The 13,202-nt window shown below is 61.5% G+C and carries 12 protein-coding genes; 7 read left to right on the top strand and 5 right to left on the bottom strand.

Features of this window, described 5'->3' with window-relative positions:
* The first annotated feature begins 226 nt into the window (after positions 1-226).
* The 4 genes from V5N13_RS12060 to mobA all read left to right on the top strand — a co-directional run bounded on the left by V5N13_RS12060 (position 227) and on the right by mobA (position 6,550).
* Positions 227-1,099: a sensor histidine kinase gene (locus tag V5N13_RS12060; protein ID WP_336360965.1), complete on the top strand. Its 873-nt coding sequence runs from the start codon at positions 227-229 to the stop codon at positions 1,097-1,099.
* A gap of 74 nt (positions 1,100-1,173) precedes the next feature.
* Positions 1,174-2,721: an NADH-ubiquinone oxidoreductase-F iron-sulfur binding region domain-containing protein gene (locus tag V5N13_RS12055; RefSeq protein ID WP_336360964.1), complete on the top strand. Its 1,548-nt coding sequence runs from the start codon at positions 1,174-1,176 to the stop codon at positions 2,719-2,721.
* 1 nt (position 2,722) lies between these two features.
* Positions 2,723-5,935 carry a formate dehydrogenase subunit alpha gene (fdhF, locus tag V5N13_RS12050; RefSeq protein WP_336360963.1) on the top strand — a complete coding sequence of 1,071 codons (3,213 nt, stop codon included), beginning with the start codon at positions 2,723-2,725 and terminating at the stop codon, positions 5,933-5,935.
* 3 nt (positions 5,936-5,938) lie between these two features.
* Complete coding sequence (gene mobA, locus V5N13_RS12045) at positions 5,939-6,550, top strand: molybdenum cofactor guanylyltransferase (protein ID WP_336360962.1); 612 nt, start codon at positions 5,939-5,941, stop codon at positions 6,548-6,550.
* 9 nt (positions 6,551-6,559) lie between these two features.
* Here the strand turns inward: mobA and yqeC are convergent, their stop codons facing one another.
* Positions 6,560-7,288, bottom strand: a complete 729-nt coding sequence (yqeC, locus tag V5N13_RS12040) for a selenium cofactor biosynthesis protein YqeC (protein ID WP_336360961.1) — start codon at positions 7,286-7,288, stop codon at positions 6,560-6,562.
* A gap of 131 nt (positions 7,289-7,419) precedes the next feature.
* On the opposite strand from yqeC, the gene V5N13_RS12035 reads away from it, so the two are divergent.
* Positions 7,420-8,571, top strand: a complete 1,152-nt coding sequence (locus V5N13_RS12035) for a HAMP domain-containing sensor histidine kinase (protein ID WP_336360960.1) — start codon at positions 7,420-7,422, stop codon at positions 8,569-8,571.
* A 42-nt stretch (positions 8,572-8,613) separates the two neighbouring features.
* On the opposite strand, the gene V5N13_RS12030 is transcribed toward V5N13_RS12035, so the two are convergent.
* Positions 8,614-9,576, bottom strand: coding sequence for a winged helix-turn-helix domain-containing protein (locus tag V5N13_RS12030; protein ID WP_336360959.1), 963 nt, complete (start codon positions 9,574-9,576; stop codon positions 8,614-8,616).
* Between the two features lie 178 nt (positions 9,577-9,754).
* Between V5N13_RS12030 and V5N13_RS12025 the strand changes: the two genes are divergently transcribed.
* The gene (locus V5N13_RS12025) at positions 9,755-9,904 is read left to right on the top strand and encodes a hypothetical protein (RefSeq protein ID WP_336360958.1); all 150 of its coding nucleotides are present in this window, start codon (positions 9,755-9,757) and stop codon (positions 9,902-9,904) included.
* Between the two features lie 30 nt (positions 9,905-9,934).
* On the top strand, positions 9,935-10,141 hold the full coding sequence (locus V5N13_RS12020; protein WP_336360957.1) for a hypothetical protein: 207 nt from the start codon (positions 9,935-9,937) through the stop codon (positions 10,139-10,141).
* 85 nt (positions 10,142-10,226) lie between these two features.
* On the opposite strand, the gene V5N13_RS12015 is transcribed toward V5N13_RS12020, so the two are convergent.
* From V5N13_RS12015 to V5N13_RS12005, 3 genes are all read right to left on the bottom strand, one after another.
* Positions 10,227-11,432, bottom strand: coding sequence for a glycosyltransferase (locus V5N13_RS12015; RefSeq protein WP_336360956.1), 1,206 nt, complete (start codon positions 11,430-11,432; stop codon positions 10,227-10,229).
* Positions 11,433-11,601: 169 nt separating this feature from the next.
* Complete coding sequence (locus V5N13_RS12010; RefSeq protein WP_336360955.1) at positions 11,602-12,576, bottom strand: D-2-hydroxyacid dehydrogenase; 975 nt, start codon at positions 12,574-12,576, stop codon at positions 11,602-11,604.
* A 142-nt stretch (positions 12,577-12,718) separates the two neighbouring features.
* A complete protein-coding gene (locus V5N13_RS12005; protein ID WP_336360954.1) occupies positions 12,719-13,201 on the bottom strand; it encodes a NosD domain-containing protein in 483 nt (160 codons plus the stop codon).
* Position 13,202: the final 1 nt, after the last annotated feature.

Raw genomic sequence — 13,202 nt, 5'->3', positions numbered from 1 at the left:
TTCGACGGCTAGCATCGCCGGTCTCGGAGTGGTGCTCTTCACCTTTTTTATTCTACATTTAATAGTTGTAGACGAAATCCGACACCTGTTCGACCTCCACCACATCGTGGAGTTGTGTCTGCTCGCGTTGTTCCCAACGTCGCTGCTCCTGGGCGTGGGCTGGCTCTCGCAGCAATCGTTTCGGGAAACAGTACGTCGTCGGATTGCAGGGTGGGTGTTTGGCAGCATGCTCTCTGTGGGAGCCTTGGCTTTGCTCGTCCTCTTTGCAACTGAGGTTCCTCTACTGAGTGAGAAAGCGAGTTTCATGCTGCCAGTGGCTGTGGGTATCGGGGCGAACGCGGGCTTCATCATCGGCACGAACGAAGCCCGTGCGATACAGCAAGCAGAGGCAAGCGCCCGGGCAGAACTCTCAGCCGAGTTCGCAGAGGCAGAACGCGTCCGTCTCGAACACCTAAACGACCTGTTGCGCCACGACATCCTGAACTCGGTGATGGTGATTCAAGCGATGGCAGGTGTTCTCCTCGAATCGAATCCCGACGAAACCGCCCGCGACCGCCTCGAACGAATTCGCCGCCAGAGCGACCTCGTCACCGAACTCATCCAGAACGTGCGGGTCCTCGCCCAGCTACCGACCGACGAATACGAACTCGAAGCAGTCGACCTCACGGAAATTCTTACGGTCGAAATAGCAGCGCTCAACGAAGCGTACCCGGCTGCGACAATCGACCTCACGATACCGGAGCACGCCTACGTCCACGCAGACGCGCTGGTCGGGTCGATATTCATGAACCTCGTCAGAAACGGCATCGTCCACAACGACAGCGACGCACCGCACGTCTCGCTCACCGTGACGAAAGCCGACGATACCGTGTCGGTTCGCGTCGAAGACAACGGCCCCGGCCTCCCTTCGTACGTCATGGACACCCTGTTCGAACAGCAAGAACACACAGACCACGGCCTCGGCCTCTACCTCGTGAAAACTCTCGTAGAGAAGTACGACGGAACCATCTCGCTCTCCTCGACGGGCGACGAAGGAACGGTGTTTACCGTCACGCTCTCGGCGGTCAGCGCCTCCGACGCGCTCTCGATTAGACAGTAAAATACGCCTGCAAGCGAGTCGCTGTGGTACGCCGTGCCACAAGCCTTTCCTCTGTTGCATCCGCATCGCTAGTAATGGCAGACACACAGGGTGTGGTGGGGCGCTCCTCGATACTTCGGGTCTGTGGCGACGGCGAGGCTAGCGACCGGCTCAGGGCCGTGGCCGCGCAGACGGCGACAGACACACCAGTCGTTGCCGTGAGTTCGACCGGCCTGTCCGGCATCGAACCGCTCGTCGCGCTCACCCGCGATGGCGCGACCGAGTTCTACATACAACCGGACGACGACACGCTTTCTGACGCGATTTCCGCATTCGAAGACGGGACGCTCGCAGACGACCACGCAGATTTCTCCGTGCCCCACGAGGAGACACAGTGGACGTTCCCCGTCCCCGAGTCAGGACCGCTCTCGGTCGGGGTGCGACGCACCCTCGGCCGCTGTGGCTGGGTCGTCCCGGATGCACCCGCAGATTACGACGCCTTTGCGTTCAGACACGCGCAGGAGGTAAGTGAGAAGGCAACCACGCGACTTCGAACGCTTGGCCTGCTCGGGCGTGGACGCGGCGACGGCCGCACCGACCAATCCATCATCGAGGCGTGGGACACCGCCCGAGAAACCGCGGGCGACCCGGTCGTGGTCGTGAATGCAAACGAGAGCGACCCGCGAAACCAGACCGACCGAACCCTGCTCTGTGGTGCGCCCATCGACATCATCGACGCCGCGCTCGCTGTCGCGCAGGTGGTGGGCGAAGACGAAGCTGCAGATGTGGTGTTCTACCTAAACGAAACGGACGAACTCTCCCAACGCCGGGTGCGAGATGCGGTCGCCGCCCTCGAAGCCGCGTTCGACCTGCCAACGACACCCGAAGTCGTCTCTGGCCCCGACCGCTTCATCGCCGGTGAGATGACAATGGCGCTCGAAGCCATGGAGGGCAACGACCGCCTCGAAGCGCGACTCCGGCCGCCATCGCCCGCCGCGTACGGGTTGTACGGCCGTCCCACCGTCATTCACACGCCGCGTACGCTCGCACAGGTGCGCGAGGCAATACTGTCACCCGACCACTTTGACGCAGACAGCGCAGACCCCGGCACACGCCTCGTGACCGTGACGGGTGGCGAAGCGAGCGCAACCGTCGAACTCGCTTCCGACGATTCGCTCTCTGCGGTTCAGGATGCAGTCTCCTTCTCCGAGTCGCTCAAACTCGCCTGCGTTGGCGGGCAGTTCGGTGGCCTCACGCGAACGCTCGACGTTGCTGCGAATGCACCCGCACTTTTGGACGCGAATCTAGGCACCGATGGAGCCGTCGAACTGTTCGGCACGCACACCTGCCCGGTCGCGCTCGCAGGGACGCGCTCGCGCTTCGCTGCAGAGGAAAACTGCGGGCGGTGCGTGCCGTGTCGTGAGGGGTCGACGCAGTTGGTGACCCTGCTCAGGAGCGTCTACGATGGCGACTATGACGACGGAAAAATCCGTGAATTGGCTCGCGTCATGCGCGAGACGAGTACGTGCGACTTCGGCCAGATGGCCTCGCGGCCGGTGACGACGGCGATGGCCGCCTTCGAGAACGACTTTATCGAACACGCCGCCGGGCGCTGTCCGACCGGCGTGTGCGAGGAGGTGTGAGATGAGTACCGACAAGCAAGACCCACTCCCTGGCGTTCCGCGCATTAACGACCCCCGAACGAGCACCCCCCTCACCGAGACGTTCAGTCCGGGGACGGCCAGCGACCCCGAGGTGGGCACGACGGGCGAGGAGCTGACGACCATCACTGTCGATGGAACCCCCGTCGCGCTCCCTCCCGATTCGACCATTATCGACGCACTCGGAAGCGTGGAGACGGCCGCCAACGTCCCCGCGCTCTGTTACTACGACCGCCACGAGGCGGGCGAGTCGTGTCGAACCGACGCCGCAGACGGCATTGGCCCGCGAAGCGAGTGTCGCACCTGCATGGTCGAAACCGACGCACACGGACTGGTTCCGGCGTGCAGTTTCCCGGCAGAAGACGGGCTGTCGGTCACGACGGACACATCTGGGGCGACCGAAGCCCGCGACGTGAATCTCGACCTCGTGCTCTCGAATCACAACCTCCGATGTACGACGTGCAACCAGAACGGCCGGTGTGAACTCCAGGATGTGAGCATCGAAAACGACGTGATGCACCCGCGCTACGGCGTGTTCGACGACCGCGACGAGTACGAACCGCTCGACGATTCGCATCCGTTCATCCAGGTCGACCGCAACAAGTGCATCCTGTGTACCCGGTGCGTCGACGCCTGCAACGACGTACAGATGGAGGGTATCCTCCGCATCGAAGGGTCGGGCTCGGATACCCGGATTGCCTTCCAGAACGGTGCGGAGGCGATGGCCGACTCTGAGTGTGTCTCGTGTGGTCACTGCGAGACGGTGTGTCCAACGGGGTCGCTCACGGCGAAGGGGATGGCCAATCTGGCGACGCTGCCGATTCCCGGCTTCAACCAGCGCAACTCGATTGGGAACGTCATCGAACACGAGAAGGCGGAGACGGCGGTGCAAAACGACGCCCCGAATCGCGGCATCGGCGGGATGAGCGAGACGGAAGTCGCCGAAAAATCCGGCGTCGCGCGGATGATGGCGCGGGCGAAACAGCGTGCCCGAAAGACGGCTGATGGGCTGGGCGAGAAGGCGATGAAAACGGTCGAACACACCGCAGAAGACCTCGCGGCCCGAACCCTCCCCGAAGGCTATCTGTTCTCGGTGGCGAACGCCGTGAGCGACGTGCGCCTGCGGAGCGTCGAGAAGACCGAGACGACGTGTGGCTACTGCTCTGTGGGATGCAGATTCGATGTGTACACCAAACACGACGACTTCCTCGGGGTTCAGCCAACCGACGCCGACGTGGCCCCCGTAAACGACTTTTCGACCTGCGTGAAGGGGAAATTCGGCTACGAGTTCGTGGACGCAGACGACCGCCTGACGAAGCCGCTGATTCGCGGTGCGGACGGCGCGTTCCACGAAGCGTCGTGGGACGAAGCGTTAGACCGAGTGGTCGAGGGCTTCACCGAGATTCGAGACGAGTCCGGCCCCGATTCGCTCGTCTGCTTTGCCTCCTCGAAGTGTACCAACGAAGAGGACTACCTGATGCAGAAGTTCGCCCGGCAAGTGCTCGGAACCAAGAATATCGACAACTGCGCCCGATTGTGTCACTCCTCGACGGTCGCCGCGCTCAAACAGACGGTGGGCTTTGGCGCGATGACCAACCGCATCAACGAGGACATCGGGAAGACCGACGCCTACCTCATCACCGGGTCGAACACCACCGAGAGCCACCCGGTGCTTGCGACGCGCATCAAACAGAGCGTAGACGCGGGCGCGGACTTGGTCGTGTTCGACCCGCGCAAAGTCGGCATCGGCGAACACGCCACCCAGTTCACGCGCGTGAAACCCGGCTACGACGTGGCGTGGATTAGCGGCCTCACGCGCTACATCATCGACCACGACCTCCACGACGAGGCGTTCATCGAGGAGCATACGAAGCACTTTGACGAGTTAGTTGAAAAGGTCGAACCGTTCACCCCCGAGGAAGTCGAGCGGCTCACGGACGTTCCGGCTGCCGAACTCGAACAGGCCGCAGAGACGCTCGCGGCTGCAGAAAACGTCGTCTTCGGCTGGGCGATGGGCATGACCCAACACTCCCACGGCACCCAGAACGTGCTCGCGCTCGCCAATCTCGCGCTCACGCTCGGCCAGGTCGGCAAGGAGAAAGCCGGGCTCTCGCCGTTCCGCGGCCACAACAACGTCCAAGGCGGGGGCGGCGACATGGGCACGCTCCCGAACTCCCTGCCAGGATATCAGGACGTGACCGACGAATCGGTGCTCGACAAATTCGAGGAGGCGTGGGGCGTCCGCCCGCCGAACGAGGTGGGCCTGAAAGTCCCGGAAGCGTTCGACGAAGTCCACGAGGGAAACGTCCGCGGGATGTACATCATGGGCGAGAATCCGGCGCTTTCAGAGCCGGACATCAGCCACGCCGAGAAAGCCCTCGCTGACCTCGACTTCCTCGTCGTCCAAGACATCTTCCCGACCGAGACGACCCAGTACGCAGACGTGATTCTGCCTGCGGCCGCGTTCCCCGAAAAAGACGGCACCTTCACGAACACCGAACGCCGCGTCCAGCTCGTCGGCAAGGCGATGAACCCACCCGGCGAGGCGAGACAGGACTACGAGATTCTGCAAGCGCTCGCAAACCGCATGGGCTTCGACTGGAAGTACGACCATCCCGCGGACATCATGGACGAAATTGCAGACGTGACACCCATCTACGGCGGCATCGACCACGACCGCCTCGCCACCGAAGGCGGCCTCCAGTGGCCGTGCTGGGACAAATCTCATCCGGGCACGCCGTTCCTCTACGAGGACGGCTTCAACTTCGAGGACGACAAGGCACGATTCGTCCCCGCCGACATGGGGCAACCCGGCGAGTTGCCCGGCGAGGAGTACCCGCTCACGATGACGACGGGGCGCGTCCTCTATCACTTCCACACGGGAACGCTCACCCGGCGCGTCGAAGGCATCATGTCCCACGTCGGTGAGAGTTTTGTGGAGATTCACCCCGAAACCGCAGCGGCGCTCGGCATTGCAGACGGCGACTACGTGACTGTCGAATCGAAGCGTGGCGAGATTACCGTGAAAGCCGTCGTCACCGACCGCCCGGGCAAAGGCGTCGTGTTCATCCCGATGCACTTCGCGGCAGGGGCGGTAAACCGCCTCACCAACGAGGCGTTCGACGAGGTGAGCGGTATTCCCGAGTACAAGGTGGCGAGCGTGCGCGTCAGCCCGGCCGACCCAGTGGAGGACTAACCCGTGGCGCGCGCCGCCGTCATCCTCGCGGGTGGGCGCTCAACGCGCTTTGGCGAGGCGGACAAAGCCGTCGCCCCCCTCGCAGGTGTGCCCATGATTCGACGGGTCGCAGACCGGTTGGTCGATGAAATTTCTGAACTCGTCGTGAACTGCCGCAGTGACCAGACCGCGGCCATGCGCGAGGCGATGGCAGGCTATCCGCACCCCGTGACGTTCGCAGAAGACGAGGAGCCAGATGAGGGGCCGATGGCTGGCATCAAAACCGGCTTGCGGGGGGTCGCAGCCGAGTACGCCATCGTCGTCGCCTGCGACATGCCGTTCGTGGATGCGGGCCTCGTCTCGTATCTGTTCGAGCGTGCGGCGGGTCACGACGCCGCGGTTCCCAAACTGGACGACGGCTGGTATCAGACGACACACGCGGTGTACCGCGCACAACCGATGGCAGACGCCTGTGAGGCCGCGCTCGCGGCGGGAGAACACAAGATTATCGCGCCGCTGTTCGAACTCGATTACGTCATCGTCGATGACGAGAGGATTCACGCTCACGGTTCGACGGAAAGTTTCGAAAACTGCAACACCCGCGAGGAGTTCGAGGCCGCCGCCGAACGCTTGTAGATGAGTGTCTCAGCGTTCGACGGTGGCGACGAGCGGCGAGTCGCTGGTCATCTGAGCGAGCACGACGCGTGGAACGGAGGTGCGCGCGAGCACCTCGGCTGCAATCTCGCGGCCGACGGTTTCGAGGGCTGCGTCATCCACCATATTGATGAGTGGAATGACCGTCGCGCCCTCGGGGATGGCTTTCATCCCGCCGTGGTCGCTTGCGAGGACGGTCGCAACGGCTTCAACACTGAGTTCCTCACCGAGTGCGGTGCCCGTCACGCCCGCGACGCGCTCGGGGCGGTGGACGTGTGTCTCTGTGAGTGGCTTGCCGACGACGCGCGCGCTGGCGATTGGCACGACCGTGTCCGCGGTTTTCGGCAGTTGTGGTTCGCGGTCGTTCGGCGCTTTGAGCAGGCGGGTGCGCGCGCCGTCTGCTTTGACGAGTACGGGTACGTCTGCTGCGGTGGCAAGCTGGTCTACGACGGTCGGGTCGTAGCCCTGATACCGGTCTTCGCGTTCGCGTGCGGCGACGAGGCCGAGCGGCCAGTCGTGTGCCGTTTCGAGTGCGGCGACTGGGTCGTCGGTGACCAAAACCTCGCCAACCTCGGGGTCGAAAATTGGGATGCGAACGGTGGCCGTAACGATGGCGCGCGAAAGCCGGTTTGCAAGCGTATAGAGCGTCGTTTTCTTCCCGCCCGCACCGACGACACAGGTGAGTCCGGCGTCCGCGGCGAGTGCTTCGACGATGTCCATTGGCTGGCGGTACGGCCCGTGGCGAGAAAAAGACCCGCGCACGCGAGCGCTGTCGATGTAACATCGTATTTTTGGAAAGTCAGTATTGTCGGAAGATACATCTCATGAAAGCGCGAGGGTATGTTCAGACAATGACGACGGTGAGACGGGTACAGTGGCCGGATGCCAACGATATACCGCAGGGAATCATCGGACTCGGTGTCGTATTGTTTTTCTCGCATTTCTGGGAGTGGGTGGTCGATCCAGCCTCCTTCAGTCTGGTGTTGTCACCCGGCTTACTCGCAAACCTCGTCAGTACATTTCCGCTCACCGTGGGCATCGTGCTTGGTGGATACTGGCTGCGACGAAGCGACCTCAGCAGGCAGCGGTACACGCGAATTGCGAAGTGGTGTCTCGGCTGTCTGTTCCTCTTTCTCGCCATCAACGTCGTCATCATCGTCGTGCTTTTCATCGAGTTTCTGCCCGCAGACCAACAGACGTCGCTGTTGGTCGGCTGGCTTCGGTTTGCCATCGCTACGGGCGCGGCAAGTGGGCTGTTCATCGGCATCATCGAAGCCCGGGCTATCGACCGCGAACTCACCGCCCAGCGGGCGACGATTCGCGCAGCCGAACTCGAACAGCAGTCAGACCAACTCGAATTTTTCAACTCGATTCTCCGCCACGACGTGCTAAACGGGATGACCGTCATCAGAGGGCGAGCGGAACTCCTCACCGAGACCGAAGCAGACGAACTGAGGCTGAGTCACGCAGAGACCATCCTCCGGTGGAGCGACGACATCGTCCAAGTCATCCAGCGCGTCCGGCGCATCCTCGAAACGCTCACCGAAGGGGCAGAGTACGAACGCCACACCGTAAATCTCTCTGCGATGCTCGAAGCCGAGCTAGAACGGGTGAGTACGACCTATCCGACCGTTACGTTCGACGCGTCGATACCACCCGATGTGACAGTCGAGGCGGACGACCTGTTGAGTGAAGTGTTCGGCAACATCCTCACGAACGCGGTCGAACACAACGACCCAACAGACCTCACCGTAACGACGGCGGTTACCGTCGGCCCGAAAAGCGCCACCGTTCGCATCACCGACACCGGGAAAGGGATTCCAGATGGGGAAAAAGAGACCATCTTCAGACGGGGTGAGTCCAGCCACGCGAACAAAAGCGAGAATGGCTTTGGCCTCTTTTTCGTCGACTCGATGGTCACGGCCTACGGCGGTACCGTCCACGTCGTCGATAGTCAGCCACATGGCGCGGAGTTCGTTATCGACCTCCCCAGAGCCTCCTAACGGATGACAGTGGAGGAATCCATCGGGTTCAGACGCGAGTTATCACTCAGCGTCGCTCTTCGTTGCTGAATCAGCCCGTTTTGTGCGGGCTGCAGTCACCACAGATAGCGTGTCGTCGAGGGTGACCCACAACACCTCGTCATTGAGTGGAATCCCGACGCGAACCGTGAGTGGGTCGTCGGTGAGGACGGTTGTGTACTCGTGACTCGTGGCCGGGATACACCACGGCAGTGTCCAGAGCGGTATCTCGGCCAGCGTGTGGCCCTGGTCACGGAAAAACTCGATGACGGTGGGTTCGAACAGCAGCGTCTCACCCATGGTCAGGAAGGCCAGCGCGTCGCACTGCTCGCACTCGTAGACGACGCCGGGGCCGGGAAAGTCGTCGAAGTGCGCTTCGAGTTTGATGCACAGGTCGGAACTTGCGACGGCGTCAGAGCGCCCGAGAACAGTCTGGTCGGTCCGGCTGGCACATCGCGGGCAGATACCGGCCATGAAGACCAGGTAGTCAGCCCGCAGTTTGCGGTCACTCGCCTCGACGACTTCCTCGGGTGTCCGTCCGACTTGCCCTCCGGGTGGGAAAACGGCCATGTAGTGATACTGGTTACAGTCGGCGCAGGTGATGACCACTTGGTCGTGGTCGAAGCGGGCGTGGAGGATACCGTTGCAGGTGACACATTCGCCCTCCACCGCGAAGGCCGAAACTGTTGGATGGACGATGAAATTCCCGGCGACGATCGCTTGAATCACGTTGTCCCCGGCGTGGCTGAGGTGAAATCCCTCATCGGTGCGTTCGACGAACCCCGGAACGAGTTTGTTCAGGTGGTAGTTAAACTGCGAGCCGTCGCGCATTCCGACGCGCTTTCTGAGCTCGGTGAACGAAATCGGACGCTCGTTGACCGTTGCCAGTTCCCACAGGATTGCAAGCCGTGTCTCGTTCCCGATAGCTTTAAACGCCTCAGCTGGGTCGTGCCGGTTGCGCTGGTTTTCCTCCCCCAATGCAGTCATCTCCGTACTAGGACGACGGGCAACAGCAAAGTCGTATCTGGCGGGATGCGGGACGGTGGCGTAGCGGCTGAACAGTCTGCCTTTCTTAGGAAACAAATTTTCAATCAATTGGCCGATAGAAATGTTTTTCAGCTAACATATATCGTCGCCACGAACGTGGTGTTTACTGGGGAAAACAATGAAACAAGTAACCCACACCCGCTCGATTGCATCACTCCAAAGCTCGCTGGTTAGTCCGCGTCTCATCACGTTCTTGCTGCTCCTCGCAGCGCTGTTCGTGCTGAGCATGGGGTCGGCCGCTGCGATGGAAACGTTCCACGTGATCTGAGAACGACAGTGCAGGAGAACGACACGAACGATGGCACTTGAACTCCTGCTCCTGTTCGTCGTCTGGGTGACGGTTTTCGGACTCGTGGTACTCATGCCGTGGGCAATCATCAAGACGATGAGCGGAGCGCACGACGCATTTGAACTGCGCACGTATCGACAGTCGCTTACCGTCCCGGAACCGGTCACCCAACCGCGTATCGAGGACGACAGCCTCCTCGTCGAGGCTGAGGCGTGACAACCAATGAACGCACTTTTTCAGCTGGTTCAACCTGATGAAATCCACACAGAGCTCACTGAACGCGAGCAACGAGACCGGGCCGTTACTTTCCGGTTCCAACCTTCTCCGTCACGCGGAACGACGACGGTGGGTGGAGAATCCCGACAACCGTCCCCATCGAGTGGACGACGCTGATGAGCGGCACGAGCGGGAGCGCGAACACCCACTTGAACTCGGACACACCGTAGTAGAGGAGGCCACGGACGAACCAGAACGCGGTGAAGACGGCGAGTGACATCGACGCAAGCAGGAACAGCCCAGCGTAGACCACGCTCACGCCGACCAGCGCGAGGGGCAACGCGACGACGGTGACAATCGGCGAAAGCGCCCACGCGAAGTTACGGATGCGCGTCAAGGCACGGTACGGCCGCGGCAGGAGCGCGGTCGCTTCGATATTGCCCGCCGCCCAGCGCCGTCGTTGCTGGAGGATTTCACCGAGCGACGGTGGGGCTTCGTTCGAACACGTGCTCGTGGAAAGCGCGAAGTCGATGTCGAACTGTTGGGCCGCCGCCCAGACGAAGGCCGTGTCCTCGACGAGCGTCTCGCGGTCCCACGTGACCTCGTTCTCGAGTTCGGTTCGCACCGCGATACCGCCACCCCATGCGAACAGCGGGATTTGAAGACGGGCAAACGCGCGCTGTTCAATTTGGACGCCCATCCGATACACGTCTGCGAGATACGAGAGCACGGAACCGGTTCGACGCGGCCGCTCGCGCAGTTGCACGACATCTGCGTCCGGGAGGCCGTCGAAGTGCTCGACGATGCTGTCCTCGTCGAGGTAGAGAACGAACTCGCGGTCGCACGGAAGCGTCCGGCGTGCCCACTCGATGGCACGACCCTTCTGGACGGCCGTACACTCGAACTCGTCGGGGACGACGTGTACCTCCGCGCCGTCTATCTCGATGGGTTCTTCGGCGATGACGTGTCTGTCCGTGAGTTCGTCGGGCAGCGAATCGACCGTCGATTGCACGACTTCCGCAGCATCGATGGTCAGGATGCGCACTTGAATGTCGTCGCCGCCGTACTCGGATGCCGGAGATTCATACCCCGCGCCGAGGACGTAGCTCAAGGCGACCCAGAGCACTGCGGAGGCGAAAAACAGCCCCGTCGTACCCCAGAGGACGACTTCGAGCAGGTGTTCGTACGGAATCGGAAGCCCGGCGAGCCGCCCCGGGAGCGCGAGCAGGGCAAGCCCCACGACCAACACACCCCCGATGAGGACGGTGGCGATGCGTTCGAATTGTACCATACGCGAAGCTACGTCGAATACTACAAAAATCCGAAATATCGTTCTGCATCCTCCGTATCGTTCAGACCGTTCAAAACGGCTTAGGCAGAGTGAAAACCGCGCTTCTACGTGTTCTGCACATATGAATAATCATTCAAAATTATGAAAATTCTCTCCGATTCCACCGACCCTATTGGGGCTTCGATGGAGCGACGATTTGATTTTTCAACTCCTCACCCGCATCGAGGCGGCCGACGTTTTCAGCCACAATATCCGCGAGTCGTTCCCAGTGTTTTGGCGTGTGGCCACCCGTATGCGGCGTGATGAGGCAGTTTTCGAGCGTCCACAGCGGATGTGCTTCGGGGAGCGGTTCGGGGTCAGTCACGTCGAGGGCAGCGCCGCTGATCGCGTTCGCTCTGAGGGCAGAGACGAGCGCGCCAGTATCGACAATCGGCCCGCGGGCGGTGTTGATGAGCACGGCGTGCGGTGGCATCGTGGCCAGTTCAGCTTCCCCGATAAGGCCGCGCGTCTCGTCGGTGAGCGGGCAGGCGACGACGACGAAATCACTCCGCGAGAGCGCGTCGTGGATGGCAGCTTCGTCGAAACCACACACCTCGTCGGTCGGACCACCCCTCTCGGGCGTGTAGCGGATGCCGATGGTGTCCACCTCGAAGCCCTGGAGACGCTGGACGAGCGCCTGTCCAATCGAACCGAGGCCGATAATCGTGACCGTACAGCCGGTGAGTTCGCCCGACTGGAAGTGTCGCCACTCGGCGCGTTGCTTGCGTCGCCAGCCTTCGTGCAGTCGCCGGGTGAACACCAGCATGTTGCCGAGTGCTTGCTCTGCGATGCCCGGCGCGTGAATGCCGCCCGCATTGGTGACGGCAACCCCGCGGGCGGCGAGTTCGTCAACCGGAACGTGGTCAGTCCCCGCGAACGTACAGGCGAACAGTTCGAGTTTCGACGCCCGCGAGAGGAGCGATTCATCGAGAGTGATGCCCGTGACGATACGGGCGTGAGAGACCAGTTCGCGTTCCTCTGTGGGTGTTCGTGCGAGCGCGACGGTTCGGTTGGGGAGGCGTTTTCTGAGTTCCGCTGCGTACGGTTCCATCGAGAGCCCTTCTGTTCCCTCGCGGAGAACGACGATGTCTGGCGTGGAAGTCATGGAGACAGGTGTGTTGTGTACGAAAGCGGACGCTCACCTTAGTCTTCATCCCGTGAGGTGCGCTCCTCGAGCACACCGTTCTCGCTGAATCAACGTTCGCCGGGAGTTCGCCCGCAAACGTTAATCGTAAGTAAGGAAGACGTCAGTCACGACGTTCGTCTCGATAGACGTCTCTGCCAACGTTCGACTCGAACACGTTGTCCCGAAGGAAGTCGTTACTCATCGAGTCGAAGGCGATACCGATGATGTTTCCAGTGAAGGTGTTCTCCGTCACAGAAACTCGATTCGTCTCTTCGAACGATAGGCCGTATCCATTTCTGTCAAAGCGTGAGTTCAGAACCCGTCCCTTTGTCACGTGCTCTAACCAAATGCCGTAATCCCACTCGGTGAGCGTGACGTTTCGAATCACCACGTTACTACATCCGGTGACGAAGATACCGGAGGTATCGCTCACGCCAAAGCCATCGATCGTGTACCCTGCGCCGTCGAAAACGACGTCATCGGATTCGATTCGAATACACGCTTCAGAGAGGTGTGTCCCGCCCCCGTGTTCGATATCCGTCGCCAACTCGTACGTTCCTGGTTCAGAAATCGTCGTCCGTCCATCGATTCGTGTCACGGACATC

The sequence above is a fragment of the Haladaptatus sp. ZSTT2 genome, from assembly GCF_037081775.1.
Classification (GTDB): Archaea; Halobacteriota; Halobacteria; order Halobacteriales; family Halococcaceae; genus QDMS2.
The sequence above is the reverse complement of the archived record's forward strand: the minus strand, read 5'-3'. Positions and strand labels throughout refer to the sequence as shown.